Source organism: Streptomyces prunicolor (genome assembly GCF_045162825.1).
In the GTDB taxonomy this organism is placed as follows: domain Bacteria; phylum Actinomycetota; class Actinomycetes; order Streptomycetales; family Streptomycetaceae; genus Streptomyces; species Streptomyces prunicolor.
In genome coordinates this window covers 3,306,246-3,328,771 of the sequence record NZ_CP108676.1, presented here as the reverse complement: position 1 = coordinate 3,328,771, position 22,526 = coordinate 3,306,246, and the positions used below count along the sequence as shown (strand labels likewise).

At 70.3% G+C, this 22,526-nt stretch carries 21 protein-coding genes and 1 tRNA gene; 11 read left to right on the top strand and 11 right to left on the bottom strand.

What is annotated here, in order from left to right; all coding sequences use genetic code 11:
• The first annotated feature begins 1 nt into the window (after position 1).
• Both OG588_RS14860 and OG588_RS14855 read left to right on the top strand, forming a co-directional pair.
• On the top strand, positions 2 to 2,623 hold the full coding sequence (locus tag OG588_RS14860) for a phosphoribosyltransferase (protein ID WP_405947691.1): 2,622 nt from the start codon (positions 2 to 4) through the stop codon (positions 2,621 to 2,623).
• Positions 2,623 to 3,447 carry an HAD family hydrolase gene (locus tag OG588_RS14855; RefSeq protein WP_405947690.1) on the top strand — a complete coding sequence of 275 codons (825 nt, stop codon included), beginning with the start codon at positions 2,623 to 2,625 and terminating at the stop codon, positions 3,445 to 3,447. The genes OG588_RS14860 and OG588_RS14855 overlap by 1 nt, the downstream gene beginning before the upstream one ends.
• A gap of 62 nt (positions 3,448 to 3,509) precedes the next feature.
• On the opposite strand, the gene OG588_RS14850 is transcribed toward OG588_RS14855, so the two are convergent.
• Positions 3,510 to 3,722 carry a zinc ribbon domain-containing protein gene (locus tag OG588_RS14850; RefSeq protein ID WP_405947689.1) on the bottom strand — a complete coding sequence of 71 codons (213 nt, stop codon included), beginning with the start codon at positions 3,720 to 3,722 and terminating at the stop codon, positions 3,510 to 3,512.
• A gap of 300 nt (positions 3,723 to 4,022) precedes the next feature.
• On the opposite strand from OG588_RS14850, the gene OG588_RS14845 reads away from it, so the two are divergent.
• The 3 genes from OG588_RS14845 (at position 4,023) to OG588_RS14835 (ending at position 8,819) form a co-directional block, all read left to right on the top strand.
• Positions 4,023 to 6,206 (top strand): transglycosylase domain-containing protein, encoded by a 2,184-nt coding sequence (locus OG588_RS14845; protein WP_405953126.1) that lies wholly within the window; start codon positions 4,023 to 4,025, stop codon positions 6,204 to 6,206.
• A gap of 53 nt (positions 6,207 to 6,259) precedes the next feature.
• Positions 6,260 to 7,540: a hypothetical protein gene (locus OG588_RS14840; protein WP_405947688.1), complete on the top strand. Its 1,281-nt coding sequence runs from the start codon at positions 6,260 to 6,262 to the stop codon at positions 7,538 to 7,540.
• A 109-nt stretch (positions 7,541 to 7,649) separates the two neighbouring features.
• Positions 7,650 to 8,819 carry an amidase domain-containing protein gene (locus OG588_RS14835; protein WP_405947687.1) on the top strand — a complete coding sequence of 390 codons (1,170 nt, stop codon included), beginning with the start codon at positions 7,650 to 7,652 and terminating at the stop codon, positions 8,817 to 8,819.
• A gap of 73 nt (positions 8,820 to 8,892) precedes the next feature.
• On the opposite strand, the gene OG588_RS14830 is transcribed toward OG588_RS14835, so the two are convergent.
• Both OG588_RS14830 and OG588_RS14825 read right to left on the bottom strand, forming a co-directional pair.
• A complete protein-coding gene (locus OG588_RS14830; RefSeq protein WP_405947686.1) occupies positions 8,893 to 10,329 on the bottom strand; it encodes a hypothetical protein in 1,437 nt (478 codons plus the stop codon).
• A gap of 71 nt (positions 10,330 to 10,400) precedes the next feature.
• Positions 10,401 to 11,132: a DUF4097 family beta strand repeat-containing protein gene (locus OG588_RS14825; protein ID WP_405953125.1), complete on the bottom strand. Its 732-nt coding sequence runs from the start codon at positions 11,130 to 11,132 to the stop codon at positions 10,401 to 10,403.
• A gap of 305 nt (positions 11,133 to 11,437) precedes the next feature.
• On the opposite strand from OG588_RS14825, the gene OG588_RS14820 reads away from it, so the two are divergent.
• A tRNA-Val gene (locus OG588_RS14820) sits at positions 11,438 to 11,512 on the top strand.
• Between the two features lie 262 nt (positions 11,513 to 11,774).
• Positions 11,775 to 12,119, top strand: coding sequence for a hypothetical protein (locus tag OG588_RS14815; protein ID WP_405947685.1), 345 nt, complete (start codon positions 11,775 to 11,777; stop codon positions 12,117 to 12,119).
• Between the two features lie 141 nt (positions 12,120 to 12,260).
• On the opposite strand, the gene OG588_RS14810 is transcribed toward OG588_RS14815, so the two are convergent.
• Together OG588_RS14810 and OG588_RS14805 are read right to left on the bottom strand one after the other, a co-directional pair.
• Positions 12,261 to 12,611, bottom strand: coding sequence for a hypothetical protein (locus OG588_RS14810; protein ID WP_405947684.1), 351 nt, complete (start codon positions 12,609 to 12,611; stop codon positions 12,261 to 12,263).
• A gap of 217 nt (positions 12,612 to 12,828) precedes the next feature.
• On the bottom strand, positions 12,829 to 13,008 hold the full coding sequence (locus OG588_RS14805; protein ID WP_405953414.1) for a hypothetical protein: 180 nt from the start codon (positions 13,006 to 13,008) through the stop codon (positions 12,829 to 12,831).
• Here OG588_RS14805 and OG588_RS14800 point away from each other — a divergent pair.
• Both OG588_RS14800 and OG588_RS14795 read left to right on the top strand, forming a co-directional pair.
• Positions 12,953 to 13,555, top strand: coding sequence for an alcohol dehydrogenase catalytic domain-containing protein (locus OG588_RS14800; RefSeq protein ID WP_405953124.1), 603 nt, complete (start codon positions 12,953 to 12,955; stop codon positions 13,553 to 13,555). The two genes, OG588_RS14805 and OG588_RS14800, sit on opposite strands and share 56 nt — an antisense overlap.
• Positions 13,489 to 14,208, top strand: coding sequence for a LuxR C-terminal-related transcriptional regulator (locus OG588_RS14795; protein WP_405953123.1), 720 nt, complete (start codon positions 13,489 to 13,491; stop codon positions 14,206 to 14,208). The genes OG588_RS14800 and OG588_RS14795 overlap by 67 nt, the downstream gene beginning before the upstream one ends.
• Before the next feature lie 3 nt (positions 14,209 to 14,211).
• Here the strand turns inward: OG588_RS14795 and OG588_RS14790 are convergent, their stop codons facing one another.
• The gene (locus tag OG588_RS14790) at positions 14,212 to 15,105 is read right to left on the bottom strand and encodes a ketopantoate reductase family protein (protein WP_405947683.1); all 894 of its coding nucleotides are present in this window, start codon (positions 15,103 to 15,105) and stop codon (positions 14,212 to 14,214) included.
• Positions 15,106 to 15,227: 122 nt separating this feature from the next.
• Between OG588_RS14790 and OG588_RS14785 the strand changes: the two genes are divergently transcribed.
• Positions 15,228 to 15,455: a DUF2277 domain-containing protein gene (locus tag OG588_RS14785; RefSeq protein WP_405947682.1), complete on the top strand. Its 228-nt coding sequence runs from the start codon at positions 15,228 to 15,230 to the stop codon at positions 15,453 to 15,455.
• 373 nt (positions 15,456 to 15,828) lie between these two features.
• On the opposite strand, the gene OG588_RS14780 is transcribed toward OG588_RS14785, so the two are convergent.
• Positions 15,829 to 16,470, bottom strand: a complete 642-nt coding sequence (locus OG588_RS14780) for a DedA family protein (RefSeq protein WP_405947681.1) — start codon at positions 16,468 to 16,470, stop codon at positions 15,829 to 15,831.
• A gap of 229 nt (positions 16,471 to 16,699) precedes the next feature.
• Here OG588_RS14780 and OG588_RS14775 point away from each other — a divergent pair, with 229 nt between their 5' ends.
• Positions 16,700 to 17,254: a superoxide dismutase family protein gene (locus OG588_RS14775; protein ID WP_405947680.1), complete on the top strand. Its 555-nt coding sequence runs from the start codon at positions 16,700 to 16,702 to the stop codon at positions 17,252 to 17,254.
• 50 nt (positions 17,255 to 17,304) lie between these two features.
• On the opposite strand, the gene OG588_RS14770 is transcribed toward OG588_RS14775, so the two are convergent.
• The 4 genes from OG588_RS14770 to OG588_RS14755 all read right to left on the bottom strand — a co-directional run bounded on the left by OG588_RS14770 (position 17,305) and on the right by OG588_RS14755 (position 22,261).
• Positions 17,305 to 17,766: a DoxX family protein gene (locus tag OG588_RS14770; protein WP_405953122.1), complete on the bottom strand. Its 462-nt coding sequence runs from the start codon at positions 17,764 to 17,766 to the stop codon at positions 17,305 to 17,307.
• Between the two features lie 97 nt (positions 17,767 to 17,863).
• A complete protein-coding gene (locus OG588_RS14765; protein WP_405953121.1) occupies positions 17,864 to 19,795 on the bottom strand; it encodes an FAD/NAD(P)-binding protein in 1,932 nt (643 codons plus the stop codon).
• A gap of 98 nt (positions 19,796 to 19,893) precedes the next feature.
• The gene (locus OG588_RS14760; RefSeq protein ID WP_405947679.1) at positions 19,894 to 21,522 is read right to left on the bottom strand and encodes an alkaline phosphatase D family protein; all 1,629 of its coding nucleotides are present in this window, start codon (positions 21,520 to 21,522) and stop codon (positions 19,894 to 19,896) included.
• Between the two features lie 94 nt (positions 21,523 to 21,616).
• Positions 21,617 to 22,261 carry an HNH endonuclease family protein gene (locus tag OG588_RS14755; RefSeq protein ID WP_366092351.1) on the bottom strand — a complete coding sequence of 215 codons (645 nt, stop codon included), beginning with the start codon at positions 22,259 to 22,261 and terminating at the stop codon, positions 21,617 to 21,619.
• Between the last annotated feature and the right edge of the window lie 265 nt (positions 22,262 to 22,526).

The following is a 22,526-nucleotide window of genomic DNA, read 5'->3' as shown; positions in this document are numbered from 1 at the left end:
TATGAACAAGGCAGTGAACGACGGGGTCCGGCCGGGCAATAACGAGGTCTGGTCGGGCAGTTGGGTCGCGGAGCGGCTCGGGGTCGAACTGCTCGGCGACCCCGAGCTGACGGACCTCCTGGGCCTGGCGCTCCGGCGCAACCCCAAGCGGGCCCACCTGCTCGTGTCGAACGTACTCGGCAAGCACGTCCCGCAGTCCCCGTCCGTGGTCTACGGCTACGGCTTCACCCTGGGCCGTCGGGTGCGCGAACTCCTGGGCACGGAGGAGTCCCGCCGGGCGGTGGTCCTCGGTTATGCCGAAACCGCGACGGGGCTGGGCCACGCGGTGGCGGACGGCATCGCGGTCGCCCCCTACCTCCACTCCACCCGCCGCCCGGTCGCCGGCGTGGCCACGGCGGGCGGCTTCGAGGAGTCCCACTCCCACGCGACGTCCCACCTCCTGCTGCCCGAGAACCCGGCGCTGCTGGCCGGCGAGGGGCCGTTGGTCCTGGTGGACGACGAGTTCTCCACCGGCAACACGGTCCTGAACACCATCCGTGACCTGCACGCGCGTTATCCGCGGGACCGGTATGTGGTCGTTGCCCTGGTCGACATGCGTTCGGCGGCGGACGCGGGGCGGTTGGACGAGTTCGCGGCGGAGATCGGCGCGAGGGTGGACCTGGTGGCGGCGGCATCGGGCACGGTTCGGCTGCCGGCGGGGGTGCTGGAGAAGGGGCAGGAGTTGGTGGCGCGGTACGAGTCGGGGGGTGCCGGGGCGGGTGGTCTGTCGTCTGCGGCACCGTCTGGGCTGGTCGCGCCGTTCCCCGCGCCCCTAAAGGACGAGGGCGACGCCGCAGAACCCGACTTGAGCACTGAGGTTGGGCCGAGCCTTGAAACCGTCCCCAACCCCAACCCCCTAGGGGCGCGGGGAACTGCGCGACCGGCCCCCACCGGCCCGCACTCGACCCCCAACCGAACTACCCGAGTCGAACTCCGCTGGCCCAGAAACCTCCCCGACGGTGGACGACACGGCTTCACCCCCCAGCACCGAATACGCCTCGAACGCGCCCTCCCCGCAATGGCCGCCCGCCTCGCAGACGCCCTCCCGGAGGGCGCGCACCGCGTGCACATCCTCGGCTTCGAAGAGCTGATGTACGCCCCGTTGAGACTGGCCCGCGAACTGGAGCAGGTCGTCGACGCCGGCGTCACCTACTCCACCACCACCCGCTCACCCGTCCTCGCCGTGGACGACCCGGGCTACGCGATCCGCACCCGTATCTCCTTCCCGGCCCACGACAACCCGGCGGACGGCCCCGGCGAGCGCTACGCCTACAACATCGCCGGCGCCGGCTTCGACGCGGTGGTCGCGGTCATCGACTCCCGCGCTGACACCCCCGAACTGCACGGCCTGCTCGCTCAGTTGGCCGCACACACCCCGCACGTCATCCTCGCGGTAGTGCCCTCGTACGTCCCCGAAAGGCCCCCCATGCTCCCCGAGCCCCTCCGCGGCCCCGCTTTCTCCTCGTACGCGCCCGAAGAGGTCGGCTGGCTGCTCCAGGACCTCTCGGACGTGACGCTGGAGGCGCCGACCGAGGAGCGCGAGGAAGCCATCCAGAGCGGCGGCGCGCACTACGCGGAGTCGCTGCCGGTGGAGTACCAGCCGAGCGAGCAGTACCAACAGCTGTTCCACACCGCCCTGGACGAGGCCGCCGACCGACTCGCGCTCGCCGTGGGCGCCGTCACCGAACTCGTCCTCGCCGAGCGCTCACCGCACCCCGTGCTCGTCTCCCTCGCCCGCGCCGGCACCCCCGTAGGCGTCCTGATGCGCCGCTGGGCCCAGCACCGGCACGGTCTCGACCTCCCGCACTACGCCGTGTCGATCGTGCGCGGCCGAGGCATCGACGCCAACGCGCTGCGCTATCTCGCCGCCCACCACGACCCCGCCGATGTCGTGTTCGTCGACGGCTGGACCGGCAAGGGCGCCATCACCCGCGAACTCACCGACGCGGTGAGGGAGTTCGAGGAGTCCGACGGCATCACCGGCTTCGACCCGGAGATCGCGGTGCTCGCCGACCCCGGTTCCTGCGTGCGGACGTACGGCACCCGCGAGGACTTCCTCATCCCCTCCGCCTGCCTCAACTCGACGGTATCCGGGCTGATTTCGCGTACCGTCCTGCGGTCCGACCTGGTTGGCCCGCACGACTTCCACGGCGCCAAGTTCTATCGCGAACTCGCCGGAGTCGACGTCTCCGTGGACTTCCTGGACGCCGTGGCCGCACGCTTCCCGGAGGTATCGGACGCGGTGACCGTCCTCGCCAAGGAGCTGCTCGCCGCCGACCGCACCCCAACCTGGGAGGGCTGGGCGGCAGTTGAGCGGATCAGTGAGGAGTACGGCATCCACGACGTGAACCTCGTCAAGCCCGGCGTCGGCGAGACGACCCGGGTGCTGCTGCGCCGGGTGCCCTGGAAGATCCTCGCGCGGGCCGGTGCGGGCGCCGACCTCGACCACGTCAGACTGCTCGCCGAGCAGAGAGGCGTGCCCGTCGAGGAGGTGGCCGAACTGCCGTACACCTGCGTGGGGTTGATCCACCCCAAGTACACGCGCGGTGCGACCGGTGCCGACGGCAAGGCGGTGGCGGTCTGATGCCGGTACTCGTCGCGAGCGACCTCGACCGTACGCTCATCTACTCCTCGGCCGCCCTCGCCCTGACCATGCCGGACGCGCAGGCGCCCCGGCTGCTCTGCGTCGAGGTGCACGAGAGCAAGCCGCTGTCCTTCATGACGGAGACGGCGGCCGGACTCCTCACCGAACTCGGCGAACTCGGTGACGCGGCGGTCTTCGTACCGACCACCACCCGCACCCGCAAGCAGTACCAGCGCATCAACCTGCCAGGCCCGGAACCGAAGTTCGCGATCTGCGCCAACGGCGGCCACCTCCTCGTCGACGGCGTGACCGACGAGAACTGGCACACCCAGGTGCAGGCGAAGCTGGCCGCCGAGTGCGCCCCACTGGAGGAGGTCCGGCAGTACCTCGCGGACACCGCCGACCCGGCGTGGGTACGCAAGCACCGCGTCGCCGAGGACCTCTTCGCCTACCTCGTGGTCGAGCGCGAACTCCTCCCCGAGGAGTGGGTGAAGGAACTCGCGGTCTGGGCGGAGAACCGAGGCTGGACGGTGTCGTTGCAGGGCCGCAAGATCTACGCCGTCCCGAAGCCCCTCACCAAGAGCGCAGCGATGCGAGAGGTGGCCCGCCGCACCAATGCCACCCTGACCCTGGCCGCCGGCGACTCCTTGCTGGACGCCGACCTCCTACTGGCAGCAGACAGGGCTTGGCGCCCGGGCCACGGAGAGCTGGCAGACGAGTCCTGGACGGCTCCCAACGTCACAGCCCTACCGGAGCGGGGAGTACTGGCGGGCGAGCGCATCTTGCGGGAGTTCTTGACCCAGTCCCGCACAGTCGCCCTTTAGGGGCGCGGGGAACTGCGCGCCCAGCCCCCACGCACCCGCAGTCGACAACGCACAGGCCGTACCTAGCCGCAGCACCCGCCACCACAACAACCGCCCCCGCCACCAGCTCCACCTGCGGGGGCGGACGCAGTCCCGCCCACCGCCACAGCCGACAGCAGCTTCACGGTGTCGCCGTGCCCCGCGGGGCAATCGGCCGGCGCGGACGACTCCGCCATGGGCCGACTCAGTTCGAACGTAGATCCGCATGTGCGGCAGCGGTACTCGTAGCGAGGCATGGCCTCAGGCTAACCCCCACCTCACATGAGTACGGCACCTTGTTTTTTCATGAAGGTTTCGGCTGTGTCCTGTTCTGTCGTTTTCTTATATGGAGAACTTGCGAAGACCACTGGTAATTTGAGGGCGCCGCGTGATCTGTGAGGCCGGGGGGAACCGGGATTTGCAGTCGTGTTCATGGCAACCATTTCAGACCCTCGTACGTCAATGCGTCTGCCTGTGCGAGCAATAGGAGTGCGGAGGGGAGTCGCGTCGTGACCGACGAGGGGGACGGCGAGGAGCGCCAGGCACCGGACGAGACCATGCAGTTGAAGCTCCCCGCCGGGTTCCGTCCGGACGAGACCATGCAGCTGCGGTTGTCCGATCTGGAGATACCGGAGGCGTCCGAGATACCCGCGGGGGAGACGAAACCGGTCCGGCACCGGGGGCGCAAAGCCCACCGCGCGTCCCTCCGCAGCCGTCTCTCCCGCCTCGCCGCGATCCTCCGCACCCGCCTCGCTCCCGTCGCCGCCCGCCTCGCCCCGGTGGTGACCTTCCTCACCCCGTACGTCCGCAAGCTGCGCCCGATGTACCCGCGCCCGGGCCGTACGGACTGGCGCCGCTGGATACCCTCCTGGCGGCAGTCGGTCGGGGGTGTCCTGGCCGCCGTAGGTCTCAGCGGAATGTTCCTGGTCGTGGCCTACGCGACCACCGACATCCCCTCGAACCTCAACACGTACGCCACCCAGCAGGACAACGTGTACTTCTGGTCCGACGGGACGCCCATGGCCCGGACCGGCTGGGTGCAGCGGCAGGCGATGCCGCTGAAGGACATCCCGACCGACGTCCGCTGGGCCGTGCTCGCCGCGGAGAACCAGAGCTTCTACAGCGACCCCGGCATCTCCGTGAAGGGCATCGCCCGCGCCCTCTACCGCACGGTCGGCCAGGGAGACACCGAGGGCGGCTCGACGATCACCCAGCAGTACGTGAAGAACGTCTACCTGACCCAGAACCAGACGGTGAGCCGCAAGTTCACCGAGGCGATGATCTCCCTCAAGCTCGACAACAAGATGAGCAAGGACAAGATCCTCGAGGGCTATCTCAACACCAGCTGGTTCGGCCGCGGCACCTACGGCCTGCAGCGCGCCTCGCAGGCGTACTACGGCAAGGACGTCAGCCAGCTCAACGCGAGCCAAGGGGCCTTCCTGGCCTCGCTGTTGAAGGGCGCGGGTCTCTACGACCCGACGCTCAGCAAGGCCAACCACGCCCGGGCGGTGGCCCGTTGGACGTGGATCCTGGACCGCATGGTGAAGATCGGCAAGCTGTCGCCGGCCGAGCGCGCCAAGTACAAGACCTTCCCCGAGCCGCTCAAGCAGTCGAAGACCTACGACACCGGAAAGCAGAGCGACTACCTGGTCGAACTGGCCACCCAGTACGCGAAGAAGACCGTGCACATCTCGGACAAGGACTTCGACCTCGGCGGCTACCAGATCTACACGACCTTCGACCGCAAGCGGGAGACCGAGCTGACGGACGCCGTGAACAAGGCCCGCAAGGACGCGCAGAAGAAGAACGCCGACACGGCGAAGACCGCGCACTACGGCGCCTCATCGGTGGCCTCCGACGGCCGGATCCTCGCCGTCTACGGCGGCCCCGACCACCGTACGCAGGGCTACAACGACTCCAACTCGACCACGGTGCCCGCGGGTTCGGCCTTCGAGCCGTTCGTCTACGCCGCCGCCCTGGAGCACGGGGTCACCAAGACCCGTGGCAGACCGCCGACTTCGGTCACCCCGGACACGCTGTACGACGGGGACGACGGCGTGCCGGTCACCACACCGGAGGGGCCGTACTGGGACCGCAGCGGCAAGAAGGTCGCCGCGCACAACGACGGCAAGAAGTCCTACGGGCAGATCAGTCTGCGCCAGGCCCTCGCCCAGTCCGTGAACACCCCGTTCATGCAGCTCGGCATGGACACCGGCCTGACGACCGTACGGAAGACCGCCGAGGACGCCGGGCTGCTCTCCTCCAGCTTCGGCGCACAGGTACCCGCGCTGTCGCTGGGCAATGCCACGCCCAGCGCCTTGCGCATGGCGAGCGCGTACGGCACGTTCGACGCCGGGGGCGTCCACACCGAGCCGTACTCGGTCCGCCGTATCACCCGTAACGGCGCCGCGGTCGCCCTGGAGCGGCCGGAGCCGACCCGGGCGATCAGCAAGGAGACCGCGCGTGAGGTGACGGAGGCGCTCACGGACTCCTTCGGCACCGCGCACCCCACCGCCGCCAAGACCGCCGGGACCGAGGTGGCGGGCAAGACCGGCACCACCCAGGACGACACCGCGGCCTGGTACGTCGGCACGGCCAAGTCCGTGTCGACCGCGGTCGTCGTCTACCGCATCGACCTGAGCAAGAGCCTGGAACCCCTGCCCCTGAAAGGAATCTCCGGCACCCCAGTCACCGACGTCCCCTACGGCATCTGGTCGAGAGCCATGACCCCGCTCGGCTGAGCTCGGCTGACCACCGCAGCGCAACCGCCACCTCCTCGCAGAATGAGCCGCCCATGAAGCCTCGGACGAAGGCACCGTCCGGCCGCCGCCGCAGAGCCCCCGAACCGCGCCGTCGTACCCCGAAGCCGGGATTCCTCACCCTGGCCGTGTTCCTTGTCGTCGCCTCACTGGTGACCGGGTACCTGGCGTTGAACCGGGACAACACGGCGCCCACCGCGTCGGCGGGCAAGAACGCCGAGCCCAAGTCGACCAAGGAACCCGCCTGGGACGGCAAGACGCAGGTGCTGGGGGACGGCTCGACCTCGTACACGGGGCCGCAGCAGGACCAGTTGAAGGCGGTGCCGCTCAAGCCCGGTGAGAAACCACCCCAGTTCGTGGTCTTCTCCTGGGACGGGGCGCTGCAGGGGGACGACAAACTCTTCTCGCACTACCGGGAGATGGCGAAGGAGTACAACGCCCACATGACCTTCTTCCTCACGGGCATCTATCTGCTGCCCAAGAGCAAGAGGGACCTGTACCACCCGCCGATGCACTCGGTGGGCTCGGCGGCGATCGACTTCCCCACCGACCAGCACATCCGCGACACCCTGGAGCAACTCCGCCTGGCCTACGAGCAGGGCAACGACATCGGCACCCACTTCAACGGCCACTTCTGCGAGGCCAAGGGCGGCGGTGAGTGGAGCGTCGCGCAGTGGAAGAGCGAGATCGACCAGTTCTTCTCGTTCGTCGAGAACTGGAAGACCAACACCGGCTACACCGACATCCCGGCGCTGCCCTTCGACTTCAAGAAGGAGGTCGTCGGTGGCCGCGCTCCGTGTCTGGAGGGCCAGCCCAACCTCCTGAAGGCGCTGAAGGGTTACGGCTGGCGCTACGACGCCAGCTCCCCGGGCGACTTCCAGATATGGCCCGCCAAGAAGGACGGCCTCTGGGACTTCCCGCTCGAACTGCTCCCCTACGGGGACAACATCCAGGCCCTGTCGATGGACTTCAACTTCCTCTACAACCAGTCGGGCGGCGCCACCCAGGGCGACCCCGCGAAGTTCGCCGACTGGGAGAAGAAGACCGTCGACTCGTACATGGCCGGCTTCAACCGCGTCTACTACGGCAGCCGGGCGCCGCTGTTCATCGGGAACCACTTCGAGAACTGGAACGGCAGCATCTACATGAAGGCCATCGACCAGATCATCCCGAGGATCTGCACGAAGAAGGGCGTCAAGTGCGTGTCCTTCAGGGAGCTTTCGGACTGGATGGACGTTCAGTCGCCCCAGACTTTGCAGCAGTTGCGCAGCCTGGACCCCGCTCAGTCGCCGGACTGGTCCACGGTGGTCAAGTGACCTCTGGGGACTGGTGAACTGACCAAGTGCATCCCCCTTCACAAGAGCCACACATGGCGTGCGAAGATGCCCTCGCCCGGTAGGCGTACCGGCGTAGAGGGGAACACCATTGAAATCCAGAAAACTGAGCCGTAAGCGGAGCCGTACGGCCATAATCTCGGCGGCCGCCGCCTCGGTCGTCGCCGGCGTCGCCCTCGTGCCCAACTGGAGCGCGGGCGCTGCCGTCGTCGACGACCCGACCGTGAACGCCGCGACCAAGGCGACCTTCCAGAAGCTGGCCGACGCGGTCTTCACCGACCGCACCCAGGCGCTCGTCCACGGGGCCACGACGAAGCAGAGCACCTCGCGCTTCTCCGGCGACGTCCGCCTCTCCAGCACCCAGTCGCGCGACGAGAAGTCGGCGCTGAGCCAGCTGCGCGGCCGCCAGAGCAGCATCGCGAAGCTCGGCGAGACGTACCGCACGGGCACCACCAAGGTGACGCTGGACGCGACGCGGGTGACCGGCCGGACCGCCAAGGCCGACGTCACCGAGACGACCACGCTGACGTACGCGAAGGCCACGGGGAACGAGCCGAAGACCACCGGCTTCCAGGCCCACCACGAACTGACCTTCAAGGCCGACCAGCAGGGCACCTGGCAGCTCTCGAACATCCAGGACACGGACACCGGCGGCCTCGCCGTCAACACGGTGGCCAAGCCCGCGGTCAAGGCGTCGCCCGCCCCGGCCGACGACGGCAACACCACGCCGGACGCGCCGCGCGCGGCCACCACCCGCAACCCGGTGGCGGTCCCGAAGACGAGCACGACGTACGACTACAAGGCGATGGCGGCGTACGCCGAGAAGTACTGGAACGTCTACAACACCGCCTACCCGGACTTCAACGGCCACGCGGACGGCGGCGACTGCACCAACTTCGTCAGCCAGTCCCTGAAGGCCGGCGGCTGGAAGCACGTCCCGGGCTATGTGTACGACTACACGAAGTGGTTCGGCACCGCCGACATCCAGTCGGACTCCTTCGTCGGCGTCAACGAGTGGTCCTGGTTCGCGCAGAACTCCAAGCGCACCACCCCGCTCGCCAACGTCTACCAGCTGGAGGTCGGCGACGTCCTCCAGATGGACTTCGACCGTGACGGCGCCAAGGACCACACGATGATCGTGACGGCCAAGAGCAACGGCGTCCCGTACGTCACGTACCACTCGAACAACACCCTGCGCAGGTCGGTCGCGAGCCTCATCGCGTCGTACCCGAACGCGTACTACTACGCCTACCGCACCTGAGTTCCACAGCTCGGCGTAGTCCCACCGGCCCCCGGTCGCATGCTTCGGCACGCGGCCGGGGGCCGTCTCGCGCTCAGTGTCCGGGGGTCCCGCGCTCCTCGCGGATCTGGCCGACCACCCGGGCCACGGACTGCCGTACGGCCTCCGTCTCCGTCAGGAAGTGCCAGTAGTCGGGGTGGCGGCCCTCCAGCGTAGTGATCGCGCGGTCCAGGCGCGCGACGGCGTCGTCGAGCGGGCGGGCGTGGCGCGGTTCGGGCGTGCTGCGGCCGGACATCGCGAGCCGCTGGGCGTCGCGGATCGCGAAGCGGGTGCGGTCGATCTCCTGCTGCGGGTCCTTCTGCACGGCGTTCAGCCGGCGCAGCCGGTCACCGGCGGCCGACACGGCCTCGTCGGTGGTGTTCAGCAGCGCCCGTACGGTCGACAGCAGGGACGTGGCGTCCGGCCAGCGCTGCGCGTCCCGGGCGGCCTGCGCCTCCTTAAGCTTCGCCTCGGCCTGCCGTACGTTCTCGCCGGCCTGCTGCGGCACCTGCTGGAGGTCCTGCCAGCAGGCGGCGGAGAAACGCCGCCGCAGCTCGCTCAGCACCGGGTCGACCTGACCGGCGCGGGTGGTGAGCGCCTGGGCGCGGGTGCGCAGGGAGACCAGCCGGTGGTCGATCTCGGCGGCCCGCTCGGGCAGTTGCTCCGCCTCGGCCCTGATGGCCTCGGCCTCCCGGGCGACCTGCGTCGCCCGCTCCAGCGTCTGCGGTACGCCGTGCTGCCCGGCGCCCTGGTTCAGCTTCGTCAGCTCCGGCCCGAGCGCGGCGAGCCGGGCGGCGAGCGCGTCGGCCCGCAACCCCGACGCCCGTACGGCGTCCAGGGCGTTGGAGGCGGCGAGCAGTGCCTGCCGGGCGCGCTCGACGGCGGGCGCCAGCCGGGCGAGCTGGGTCTCGGCCTTGCCGAGCAGCGGACCGAGCCCGCTCTCGAACCGGTCCAGCTCCTGCTTGACCTGCCCCAACTGGTCCTTGGCGGCGGTCAGTTCGGTACGGGCGCGGTTGGCGGCGGCGGCCTCCAGGTCGTCGCGGTCGAGGTCGTGCGCGTCGACGGCGTTGATGTACCGGCCACTGGCCTCGTCGATGCGCCGCCCGAGGGCCTCGAAGTCGGTGACCGCGCGGCGGGCGGCCGGCGAGTCGTCGACCGCGGTGATGGTGTCTATCGAGATCCGCAGATCCCGCTGGGCGGTGTCCAGCTCGTAGAACGCCGCAGCCGCGGCGTCCTTCGCCGCCTGCGCCTCGGCCCGCTGACTCTCCGCCCGCCCGCCGAACCAGCGCCGGGTGCCGCCGCCGGCGAACGCGGCGGGGAGGGTGAGCACACCGATCAGCAGCGGCAGACTCATCAGCGTGAGGGTGTCGAGGGCGGCCCGGGTGGCGCGAGCGGGGCTGTCGGGGCTGTCGGGGTGTGCGGCACGGGCGGCGGTGGGACCGCGCCGGAGCCGTGTGAGCGGCGAATACGGCTGCGCTGGTGTCGCCGTCACATCCCTCTCCCGTGTTGTCCGTCCTGACCGTTGCCATTCTCCCACCGGTAGAGGACGAACACACGGGCCGGTCAGTTCGCGTTCCGCACCGTGACTTTCCCGTCGCCGGTGTGGGCGGTCACCACATGAGAACTGGACGAGTCCCGGGGCACCGACACATCCACCGATCCGTCCCCGGTCTTGGTGGTCACCCGGTACTCGGCGCCGCCACCCTTGGGCAGCGCGATCGTCACGGACCCGTCGCCACTGCGGGCCTCCACCAGGTCGGGTACGGCCCCGAGTTCGAGATGCACGGACCCGTCACCGGTGGTCACGTGCACCTTCGGCGACGCGACCTCGGCGTGCACGGACCCGTCCCCGCTGCGCAGGGTCAGCGGCCCGGTGGAGTCGGTGACATGGACAGACCCGTCGTGTGTACGAATGTTCAGCGCATCGGCGAACCCCCGTGCCCGCACACTCCCGTCCCCGTCCTCCACGGTCACGGCGACCCCGCGCGGCACCTCGATCCGGTGCTTGACCGAACAGTCGGCGATCACCCCGGAACACTTCGTCCGCAGCACCAGCCGGTCGCCGTCCATCGCCCAGGTCACCTTGGGATCCGACCCGATCGCGACGCTGCCCTGCCACCACCGGGTGACCTCGATCTTCCCGGCCGGATTCGAGTCCGCGGCGACGACTTCCAGCGCGGAGTCGTCGGAGTCGATGGTGAGGGTACGACCGGCCAGGCCGAAGGTGCGGTGATCGGGGTGCTTGTCGTCTCCGGCGGAGGCGGTGCCGCAGGCGGTGGCGGTGAGGAGGAGCAGGGCGAGGGTGGTGGTGGCGGTGAGGGCGCGGGTGGTGCGGACACGGCTGTGGGTGTGGGTGTGGGTGCGGGTGCGGGTGCCGGTGCGGGTCACGGTGATTTCCCCCTGGACGGACGCGGAGTCCTTGTGACTCCTACGGCTCCCCTCGACCGTAGGGAGCGGCGCGCCGCGGGGGCATCCGGTGCGCTCCCGGACTGGGGGTGGGGTAAACCCCCGGGACCCCTCGCTACCGCCCCGGGATTTCTCCGTGGCGATACGGGTTTGCAGGACAGGCCCCCCGGCAATGTAGGCTGTCGACTCGTCCTGGGCGCGTAGCTCAGGGGTAGAGCGTCGCCCTTACAAGGCGAATGTCGGCGGTTCGAAACCGTCCGCGCCCACCAGGATAAGTAGCAGGTCAGAGGCCTTCCGGGGAGTTCCCCGGGAGGTCTCTTTCATTCTTGGCGTCCCTGAACGCCAAGGTTCCGTCGAAGTCCCACAGCACGACGCTTCTGGTCACGTGCGGCAGCCTACGGAGAATCAAGTCACTGGCCGCCTGATACGCGGTGACCGCTCTCTTCCCTTTCCAGCAAGGGCAGTTGGAAGGCTCGGCCCAACCCGTGCGGCGGTATCGCGGTTTCCCGGAGCGATGGGCAGGATGGACTCATGACCGAACCCGGCACCACGCCCTCCGCCTCCGTGCTGTCCCTGTGGTCCAAGGACTCGGTGCTGTCGATCGGCTCGGTGGGGTCGGTGCTGTCCGTCGGGTCCGTCGGGTCGGCCCTGTCCGTCGGGTCGATCGGGAGCACGCTGTCGGTCGGGTCGATCGGCTCGGCCCTGTCGTTCGTCTCGGCCGGGTCGTGGCTGAGTACGGGGTCCGTGCTGTCCGCGCAGTCACGGTGGTCGGTGCTGTCCTGGCGTTCGACGCGCGGCTTCCGGGCTGTCGGAGTCGGTGCCGTGGGGGCTGTGACGGTCCTGTTGGTGGCCCAACGGGCGCTGCGAAAGCCGTAGTCGAGGGCAGAACTGGAACTGCCTGTACCTGTGGTCGCCGCCTCGCGGTTGACGGTGGGCGGTCGTTTCGACGATCCGAGGCTTGCTTCGACGGTCCAAGGCTTACGTCAGCTCGTGTCGCCCCGGTCGTGTTGGCCGCCCTCAATCCTCCTTGTCGTCCGCCGGAGGCGTCTCGTGGGCGTGCTTCAGCCGCATCCGGCCCTCCACGCGTTCCGTCGCCGCGACCTCCGTCCAGAAACGGTGGCCGCTGACGAAGACCGCGAGCTCGTGCTCGCGCTGCCGGAGCTTCTCCACCTCGGCCTGCTCGTCGGGCGTCCAGCCGGGGGAGGCCGGGCGCTCCACCTTGCGCCAGCCGCCCACGTCACTGAACCCGTCCAGGGGCTCGACCGACCAGGGCAGCCGCTTCAGCAGGGCCGACAGCTCGGCCCGGACCTGATGCAGCTCCTCCTGACCGGCGAGGAGGTCACTCGGGAAGTCATAGGTCGTAGCCACGCGCTAATGCTACGCCTGTTCGAATTTGGGTCGCGAGTTCCTTCCGGGACTTCATACGAACGGGTGGGCCGCCGCAGGGCGACCGTTTCCCTCCGGCCGCCCCCGCACCTCGCGGAACCTCAGTCATGTGACACATTCCGGCGCGCGCCGTTCCCGGCACGGTGGACGGAGTGAACATCCACTCCGACATCGGCCAGGGAGAAATCATGCAGGCGCTTCAGTGCGCGGAGTACGGCGGTCCCGAGGTGTTGCGGCTCGTCGACGTGCCGTTGGCCGAGCCCGGACCGGGGCAGGTGCGGGTCGCCGTACGGGCGGCCGGCGTCGATCCGCGGGACGCCAAGCTGCGCGGCGGGCGGTTCGCGTCCGAGCCGTTGGCGCACCCGGCCGGGCTGGGCATGGAACTGTCCGGAGTCGTCGACGCCGTAGGAGACGGGGTGGACGTCTGGCGCGTCGGGCAGGCCGTGTTCGGGCGCTCGGAGAACAGGGACGGCACGAGGTCAGCCCCGCGTGAATCGTCCGTACGGCCATGGCAGTTGCCCCGCTCGACCGGCTGCCCGCGTGCCGCGAGGCCCTCCGGCGGGTCGTCCGGCACGGCCGGGAGGGCGGCGCGGGCACCTCGGCCATCGAGGCGCTGTTCCTCCTCGCGCAGGACGCCTTCCACACCGGCCGCTGGGACGAGGCGCGGCAACTGTCCGACGAGGGGCTGGAGTTGTGCCGTACCCATGGCTACGACCTCCTCTCCTGGTCCGGTCGGCTCACCGGTGCCCTGCTGGCGGCGGCGCGCGGTGACTTCGAGGCGGCCGCGGACACCGCCCGCGACATGGACGCCTGGGCCGCGCCCCGCCGCGTCGGGATCGTCAACTCGTACGCGTCCCACGTGCGTTCGCTCACGGCGCTGGGACGCGGCGAGTTCGACACCGCCTTCCGCGACGCCTCGGCGGTGAGCCCCGCGGGCACCGTCGCCCCGTACGCTCCAGATGCCCTGACGGTGTTCCACGACCTCGTCGAGGCGGCCGTGCACACCGGCCGGGACGCGGCGGCGCGGGCTCATCTCGCCGCCGCCCGCGGCCACCACCTCGACAGCCTGTCCCCACGACTGAGCCTGATCGTCCTGGTGGGCGAGGCGCGCACCGCTACGGGTACATCTGAGGGGTCCGCCGAGACCGCTCTGGAAGCGGCGATCTCGGCCCCCGAAACCGGCCAATGCCCCTTTGATCTGGCCCGAGTTCACCTTGGCCACGGCTCCCATCTGCGCCGGCTGAAGCGGATCGTCGACGCCCGCCGTCATCTCGCCGAGGCGGCTGAGATCTTCCGCGGCCTGGGCGCCGCCCCCTGGACGGCCCGTGCCGACCGCGAACTACGGGCCACCGGCATCACCGTCTCCACCGCCGCCGACTCGGGCCTGGCCGCCCTGACCCCGCAACAACGCCAGATCGCCCAACTCGCGGCAGCCGGCCACACCAACAAGGAGATCGCCGCCCGCCTCTTCCTCTCCTCGCGCACGGTGGCCGCCCACCTCTACCAGGTCTTCCCGAAACTGGGCATCACGTCCCGAGCGGCCCTCCGCGACGCCTTGGGCAACGGGACCTCGGAGTAGCCATCACGCCGCCAACTCCCTTACCAGCCTTGCCGCCACCGGCACCGCGATCCCCTGTCGCTGTGCCGCCCGCAGCAACGCCCCGCCGATCGCGTCCAGTTCGAGCGGGCGGCCCGCCTCCGCGTCGCGCTGCATCGACGACTTGGTCTGCGGAGGGAACGTGTCGTAGCGGGCCAGTGCGCCCGCCGCGTCCGAGGGGCCGCCGTATGAACGGCTCACCGCCGCCGTTTCCTCCAGCAGGGCTGTCAACTCCTCGCGGTGGCGCGTGCGTACGTCGCCGAGGGGGAGGGCGTAGCGGGTGGTGAGGAGGGCGAGGGGAGCGAGGAAGGTCATCTTGGCCCAGAGTGCGGCCGTCTCGTCGGGCAGGACCTGGGTCTTGGGGCCGGCCGCGTTCAGTGCCGTTGCCAGTGTGTCCAGGCGTTCGCGGGGGACCGGGTCGCCCGTCAGGTCGATCTCCGCGAAGGGGCTGCCGTGCTCAATCTCCCCGGGGGCGACGCGAGTTGACTCGACCCGGATGATCGCGGGGGCGACCTGGGTGGGGTTGTAGTGGGCGCGGAGGTGCGTTGGATGTTCTACGCCGTTCAGGAACGGGACGAGGAGGCCGTCTCCCAGGGTCTTCGCCGGGACTCGGGTGAGGGCCGCGTCCAGGGTCGTCGCTTTGACCGTGATCAGGCAGGCGTCGACCGGTTCGCGTAGTTCCGTGTCCGCCTCCACCCGGGCGGTGAAGTCGCCGTAGCGGGCGCTGTGGATCCGGATTCCGTTCGTACGGAGGGTGTCGGCCGTCTCTTCTCCGGCCAGGCAGATCACGCGGTGGCCGGCCCGGGAGAGCAGGGCCGCGAGCAGGCCGCCTACGCCGCCGGGGCCCAGTATCGCCACGGTGAGTTCGTTGTCCGCCATGTTGTTGTGTCCTCTCGTCGGTCGGCCCCGTGCGTGGTGACGGTGGCCGCCTCGGAGGGATCATCGCAGGTGTGTTCGGGAGAGGGGCGGCGGGATCGGCTCCGGAGCGGGAGACTGGAGGTATGTGCCGCAGTATCAAGACGCTTCGACCGCCTGTCCTGCCCGATGAGGCCACGGAGGAGGAGGTTCGCGCCGCCGCGTTGCAGTACGTGCGGAAAGTCTCCGGGTTCCGGGCGCCCGCCGCGCACAATCGCGAGGTCTTCGACCGTGCGGTGGATGTGATCGCCGAGGCCACGGCTGAGTTGCTGGCGGGGCTTGAGGTGAGGGGCGCTCCGCGGGAGGCTCGGTGATCAAAGCGCGGGTCGGTGGGGGCTGGTCGCGCCCACGCGGCGGAGCCGCCCATTGATACAGCTTCGCGCCCCTGAAGAGCGGGCGCGCGCCCTTGATCTGTAGCGAAGCCGTGTTCCTGAGAAACGAACGTGCGGCTCCGGTTCGTATCGAAGCTGCGGGCCGGTGGGGGCTGGTCGCGCAGTTCCCCGCGCCCCTAAAAACGGACGCGCGCCCCCGATCTTTAGCGAAGCCGCGCCCCTGAAAACGAACGCGTGCCCCTGATCCGTAGCGAAGCCGCGCCCCTGAAAGACGGACGCGCGCCCCCGATCAACAACGACGCCGCGCGCCCGACCTGTGACGACCCCGCGCGCCCGACCCGTAACGACTCCGCCCCTAAGGGGCGCTCACCTCTGCGGCCACCCCGGGCTGGCGTCGCATCACGAACGCCGCCCCCGCCCCCGCCCCGAACAGCGCGATCAACGACACCCCCGTCGCCAGCCAGGTCGCTCCCAGCCACTGCGCCCCGTAGTACCCCAGAGCCACGCTGTACGCCGCCCAGGACAGGCCCGCCAGGGCCGACCAGGGGAGGAAGTCTCGGGCTCGGCGGTGGGCGGCGCCTGCGCCGAGGGAGACCACCGAGCGGCCGGCGGGGGCGAAGCGGGCCAGGATGACCAGGGCGCCGCCGCCGCGGGCGAGGGCCAGGCCGAGACGTTCCTGCGCGGTGGTGAGGCGGCGGGAGCGGGAGATCGCGCGGTCCAGGCGGGCGCCGCCGCGCCAGGCCAGCCGGTACGCGACCAGGTCGCCCAGGACGGACGCGGTCGCCGCGCACGCGATCAGCGCCAGGATGCTGGGGACCTCGTGCGGGACGGGAACGGCGTCCGCCGCCGCGCCGGTGCCCGCTGCCGCCGCCGTCGCGGCCGCGATGACCAGGACACCGCTCGGCAGGACCGGCAGGAACACATCAAGGAGTACGGACAGGGCGACCATGGCGTAGATCCATGGGCTGCCGGTCAGCGACCCCACACTCTCGAACAACGCGTCTCCCCGTGAACTCCCCCGTGGGCCGCGGCAAAGACGGCCAGTGACAGCCATACAGCGTACGCCTGGGTGGGTACAGGAGATTCACGGGGGGCGCGTGTGATCCGCACAGCGTGTTCACCCGGCTGCCCTGTCCCGAGGGGCGAGGCGGGCTCGCATCCCGTAGCAACGTAAAGGGGAACTAAGCGCATCTAAGCGCATCTGAACGTGAGGAACGGTACACATCATGGTGGCAGGTATATGTGCGGGCGCCGTCGTCGCGGCCCTTCTGGCGAGCGGCGGAGGTGGCACCGGCATTGGCTCCGGATCCGGTGCCCCTGACGGGTACTGGATGCGGACGGACGCGCGGTTCGCTCCGGTCGGCGCCCTCGTGCCCTCGGCGGCGGTGACGTACGACAGCAAGCTGGTGCCCGCCGCCGCGTGGATCCAGGTGAGTCAGCACATCGCCGTGAGCGGTGCTACGACTGTGCGGCTCAAGGTGGATGGGATGGTGCCTGGGCACGCTTACGGCGTCCATGTGCACCAGAAGCCGTGCGGCGCCGACCCGGCCGCCGCGGGCGGGCACTTCCAGCACAAGCCGTCCACCGACCCGGCCGCCACCAACGCCGACAACGAGGTCTGGCTCGACTTCACGGCCGACGAGCACGGCGCCGCCGAGGCGAGCGCCCGGCACGACTGGGGCTTCCGGCAGGGCGAGGCGTCCTCCGTGGTCATCCACGACATGCCCGGTAGCCACACCCGCGCCGCCTGCTTCACGGTGCCGTTCGGCTGGGCTCCCTGACGCGACTGGCCGGTGTCCCCGGGAGGGGCACCGGCCAGTCGCTCAGCAGGTCAGGCGGCTACCGGTGTCTGGTCCGCCGACGTCCGCCCACCGGCCGCCGCAGCGGACCGCTTCGCGAACAGCCGGTCCACGCCCAGCGCGCCGGAGCCCGTGAACACCAGCAGCAGGAACGCCCAGCAGAACATCGCCGAGGCCTCGCCGCCGTTCTGGATCGGCCACAGGGCCGCCTGCTGGTGGACGTCGAAGTACGCGTACGCCATCGAGCCCGAGGTGATCAGCGCGGCCACCCGGGTGCCGAGGCCGAGCAGGACGAACGTGCCGCCGACGAGCTGGATCACGGCCGCGTACCAGCCGGGCCAGGTGCCCGCGTCCAGGGTGCCGCCGTCGGTGCCGGCGGCGCCGCCGAGGATGCCGAAGAGCGAGGCCGCTCCGTGGCAGGCGAAGAGCAGGCCGACGACGATCCGGAACAGGCCGACGGCGTACGGCTGGGCGCTGTTGAGGCGCCCGGACAGGGAGGGAGTCATGTGGGGGGTGCTCCTTCGGTCGGGCCGGTCCGGGTGGGGACCGGTCTGGGGGACGAGCCGAGTGAGCGATCAACGTTAGGTGAACCTAATCGATGCTTGCAAGTTCAACATTCAGCCACTGTTCAGCTTCCGTTTGCGGTTCCGGATCGGTCGTCGCCGCACGTAGAACCGCTCTCGCCACCGCGTCGGCGTCCGAAAGCGTGACCGAATCCACGCCTGGACGCGCGCCCGCCGCGGTCACCCAGTGCACGCCCTCCGTGGGCACCCCGAACGCGAACCGCCTTGCGTGGACGCCTCCTTGACGGTCGATCAGACGGTACGGACGTGGCGTTACGTCGAGTCCTCCCGTTTCGTAACCGTCCACCGTGTGCGGCCGGCACCGGCCCGTACGCAGCAGCCGGCCGAGCAGTTCGTCGGCGGTGCGGCGCAGGTCCGGTTCGGGGAGCCGGGCCTCTATGAGGGTTGTCACACGCACCGCCGAGCCCGGTATCCCGGGGGAGCGCGCCACCCAGGCACCGTCCGCCTCCCGCACCTCAAGCCGCGGCCCGAGCACCTCCACCACGCCCGCCGCCACCAGCGCGGCCAGTTCCTCGATACGGCGGCGCGGCGGACCGATGGACAGGAACGCGTTGAGCGGCGTGTACCAGCGGTCCAGGTGGTCACGGCGGGAGGTGCCCGCGAGACCGCCGTGGTCGACGACCAGCCGGAGTTCGTTGCGCAGATCACGCAGCACGTCCAGGGCCGCCTTGAGCGGGCCGTCCACATTGCCGAGCGCCGCGTGTTCGGCGTCCTCGCGCAGATACGACAACAGCCAGTCCCGCCAGGCCGCCGGGTGCGCGAGATCGCGTTCCGTATACGGCCGGGACAGCCGGTCCCAGCTCCAGCGGTCGGCGTCCGGGATCCCGAACTCGTCCAGTATCAGGGCCTCTTGGGGGTCGCGGTGCGGGACGGCGAGGAAGCGCTCGGTGAATTCCGTCGACTCCGGGCGCCGGGAGGGCCGTAGCAGCGCGGTGTAGTAGGTCGTCTCGACCTCCTTCGCCACCAACGGCCATATCTCCGTGAGGAATTCGGGCGGCTCGCCGGAGTCGGCGCGTTTGCGGAAGGCGGCGATGGTCTCCGGGGTGAGGAGGAGAGGGGTGTGGCGGCCGTGGGGGCCCTTCGCGTTGTCGCCGCGGGCCTGGTACGGGACGCCTCGGCGTGAACCGGCGTACAGGCGGGGCTCGTTGCCGGAGGGGAGATAGCGCAGGCCCTCGCCCTTGCCCTCCGTGTGGACGAAACGGCCGCCCCTGCCCGTCGTCAACAGGGCTGTGTGGTCGAAGAAGTTGAGGCCCAGGCCGCGCAACAGCACTGGTTCGCCGGGGCGTACGACGGTCAGGTCCACGTCGGCCGGGTTGGCGGGCGGGATGTGGCGCAGTCCGTGGCGGTCGGCGTAGGAGGTGAGGCGGCGGCGGTTGGTGTCCGGGGCCGTCGGGAGGTGGCCCTGGGCCAGGACCACGGCCGAAAGGGCGGACAGGGTACGGCCGTTGTCGAGGATGAGGCACTGGTGGCCGTCCGCCGTGTCGTCGAGGCGTACGGCGCGTGCGCTGTGTGTCGCGACCTGGACGGATTCGGGGGCCTCGCGGACGGTGCGGGCGAACACCCACTCCAGGTAGCGGCCGTAGTGGGCGCGGGTGGGGTAGTCGTCCGGGCCCAGTTCGGCGGGCGCCCACTCGTGCAGGCTCGGGCCGGGGCGGACCGGGCCCGCGCAGTCGACGCTGGCGTCGGTGAAGAGGGTCACCTGCGAGGCCACGGTGTTCATCAGCAGCTCGGGGGACTGCGCGGAGCGCCACACGCGGCCGGGGCCCGGGGGCGCCGGGTCGACGACGTGGACGGTGAGCCGGGTGCCGGGCGGGAGAAGGTCCGGCGCGGAGGCGCAGAGGCGCTCCAGGACGCTGGTACCGCGCGGACCGGCGCCCACCACGGCGACCGAGACGGAGGCCGGGGCGGGGGCCGACCCGCCGTCGGACACGGCGTTCACTGCAGACAAAGGGGTGACTCCCGGGCGTGTGGGGGCGCAATGGAGCAGACCGCCCACCGGGAAAGCGGACGGCCCGCCTCATCATGCCCCGAGCGAGGTCACGGGGGTGTCAGTGGGGACTCGGCCACGGTCTTCAGCGTTCCGTCCGCCCGTGCCTGTTCCAGTCGCAGCCGGGCCGAACGGCCGTGCAACGTCAGCGTCATGAGCTGGTTACCGAACCAAGGCCCGCCCGTCTTACGCCACTTGACCGAAGGATGCGGGCAACGGCCGTGCCGGGCGAGGCGGCGGCCCAGTCCGCGCGCGACCGCGCTCCAGCCGAAGCGGAAGCCGACGCGGATGTAAGGGGGGATGGAGTTGTGGACGGGGGAGCAGGTGAGCTGGAGGACACGGGAACTCGGGCTGCCCGTCTGCCACTTGGGCTCCGCCACGTACGCGTGGTGTACGTCCCCCGACAGCACGAGCACCGACGCCGGCGCCGAGTCTCCCGAACCCACCTCGGCGATCAGGTCAGCCAGCTTCTCGAAGGACTCCGGGAAGGCCGCCCAGTGCTCCAGGTCGGCCGCGCGGCGCAGTTTCTCGCCGAACTCGGCCCAGCGGGCGCCCCGTTCGCCCCGACACAGGGCTGCGTCCCAGGACTCGGCGTCGTGGACGAGGTGCGGCAACAGCCAGGGGAGGGAGGTGCCGATGAGGAGGTGGTCGTAGGAACCGGGGTCCGTGAGGGCCTGCGTGCGCAGCCAGTCGGCCTCGCCGGGGTCGAGCATCGCGCGGTTCTGCTCGTCGAGGACGCGGGCCGCCCTGCTGTCGACCATCAGGAGGCGGACGCGGCCGAAGTCGCGCCGGTAGCTCCAGCGGACGGTGGCCGGGTCGGCGTCGGCGCGGGAGGCGAAGGCGCGGAGTTCGTCGGTGCCGTCGGGGGCGCTGCGGACCGCCAAGTAGAGGGGATCGGCGGCGAGTTCGGCGGGGGAGAGGTTCCCGAGGTGCTGGTGGACCCAGTACGACATGAGACCGCTGAGCAGTCGCTCGCGCCACCACGGGGTGGCCCGCATGTCGGCCAGCCAGGCGGCGCTGGTGTTCCAGTCGTCGATGACGTCGTGATCGTCGAAGATCATGCAACTCGGCACCGTGGACAGCAGCCAGCGGATCTCCGGGTCCAGCCAGGACTCGTAATAGAGGCGCGTGTACTCCTCGTAGTCCGCGACCTCGCTGCCGGGCGGCTCGCTCAGGTCGCGGCGGGCGGAGAGCCAGCGGCGGGTCGCGTCGGAGACCTCGTCGGCGTAGACCTGGTCGCCCAACAGGAGGAGTACGTCCGGCCGTTCGGACTCCGGGTCGCGGGCGATGCGCGAGGCCAGGGTGTCCAGGGCGTCCGGACCCACCGGGTCGTGGTCGTCGGCGGGCGGCGCGGCCCAGCGACACGAGCCGAACGCGACGCGGACGGTCCCGTCGGCGTCCGGGGTGTGGATCACGGACGGGGGGAAGGGGGATTCGGGCAGCGGCCACACGTGCGCGCCGTCCAGGAACACCTCGTACGGCGTCGACGTCCCGGGCGTGAGGCCCTCCACCGGCACCAACGCGTAGTGGTGGCCCGCCACTTGGAAGGTCCGGGCGGTGCCCCGGGCGCCGTCCGCGCAGCGCACCTCGGCGGTGCACGGACGGCTCGCCTCGACCCAGATGGTCGCGGACGAGCCGTCGGCGTAGCGAAGCAGTGGTCCAAGACTCAGTCCGGCCACGGTGATCACCTTCCTCCGTCGCCCCGTACGGTACGGAACGACGGAGGGCGGCGCCTAGATCTCCAGGTGGATCTCCCGTGGCATCTCCGTGGGATCAGCAGCCGCTGAGGACCGAGGTGAGCTTGGCCTTCTCGGCGGTGTCGACCGAGAGGTCGTAGTAGTACTTCACCTGGACCCAGGCACGCACGTAGGTGCAGGCGTACGAGGTGAGGGACGGCATCCAGGTCGCCGGGTCCTGGTCGCCCTTGGACTGGTTGACGTTGTCCGTGACCGCGAGGAGCTGGGGACGGGTCACGTCGTTGGCGAAGGCCTGGCGCTGGGCGGTGGTCCAGTTCCGGGCACCGGAGTCCCAGGCCTCGGCCAGCGGGACGAGGTGGTCGATGTCGACGTCGGAGGCGGCGGTCCAGGTGGCGCCGTCGTAGACCGAGTACCAGCTGCCGCTGGTGGCGACGCAGGCGGAGGTGGTGACGACGTTCGTACCGTCCCGCTTGAGGATGTACTCACGGGTGTTGCAGGTGCCGCTGATCGTGATCCAGGTGGGGAACAGGTCACGCTCGTAGCCGGTCCTGACCTCGGTGGCCACGGTGAGCGAGGCGAGGTAGGTGCGGGCGGTGGCGGCGCTGACCGGGGTGGGGAGGGCAGCGGAGGCGGCCGGGCCGTTGAAAAGTCCGGCGAAGGCTATGAGCCCGGTAAGTGCCGCGAGTATGCTGAGCCGTCGACGCGCGTAGAACTTCGGCATACGAACTCCCTTGTGGTGTGGGGGCGTTGGAGTGCGAGCGAGGAAATGCTCGCGGTGCCGTGTTGCGGGAAGGTGTGCGTCCGGTAAGAAGCTAGTGACGTGCTCATGACACAACAAGGGGCGCGACGAGACTTTCCTCACGGGTGGGCAGAGCCGGTCCTCGCGTACAGTGGATGGCGCAGAAGGGGAGTAGCTCTTCGCCGGACCGTCGACATACTGCTCAGCTCGTCTGAGCCGGCGCCCGGAGGCAGGTTCATCCCGCAGG

What these genes read in the sequence shown, in the direction of transcription:
- OG588_RS14790 (WP_405947683.1), bottom strand. Translation starts at nt 15,105, where the DNA reads ATGGCGGACAACGAACTCACCGTGGCGATACTGGGCCCCGGCGGCGTA.
- OG588_RS14755 (WP_366092351.1), bottom strand. Translation starts at nt 22,261, where the DNA reads ATGCCGAAGTTCTACGCGCGTCGACGGCTCAGCATACTCGCGGCACTT.
- OG588_RS14850 (WP_405947689.1), bottom strand. Translation starts at nt 3,722, where the DNA reads ATGCCTCGCTACGAGTACCGCTGCCGCACATGCGGATCTACGTTCGAA.
- OG588_RS14775 (WP_405947680.1), top strand. Translation starts at nt 16,700, where the DNA reads ATGGTGGCAGGTATATGTGCGGGCGCCGTCGTCGCGGCCCTTCTGGCG.
- OG588_RS14860 (WP_405947691.1), top strand. Translation starts at nt 2, where the DNA reads ATGAACAAGGCAGTGAACGACGGGGTCCGGCCGGGCAATAACGAGGTC.
- OG588_RS14785 (WP_405947682.1), top strand. Translation starts at nt 15,228, where the DNA reads ATGTGCCGCAGTATCAAGACGCTTCGACCGCCTGTCCTGCCCGATGAG.
- OG588_RS14845 (WP_405953126.1), top strand. Translation starts at nt 4,023, where the DNA reads ATGCAGTTGAAGCTCCCCGCCGGGTTCCGTCCGGACGAGACCATGCAG.
- OG588_RS14840 (WP_405947688.1), top strand. Translation starts at nt 6,260, where the DNA reads ATGAAGCCTCGGACGAAGGCACCGTCCGGCCGCCGCCGCAGAGCCCCC.
- OG588_RS14815 (WP_405947685.1), top strand. Translation starts at nt 11,775, where the DNA reads ATGACCGAACCCGGCACCACGCCCTCCGCCTCCGTGCTGTCCCTGTGG.
- OG588_RS14805 (WP_405953414.1), bottom strand. Translation starts at nt 13,008, where the DNA reads ATGCCCAGCCCGGCCGGGTGCGCCAACGGCTCGGACGCGAACCGCCCG.
- OG588_RS14855 (WP_405947690.1), top strand. Translation starts at nt 2,623, where the DNA reads ATGCCGGTACTCGTCGCGAGCGACCTCGACCGTACGCTCATCTACTCC.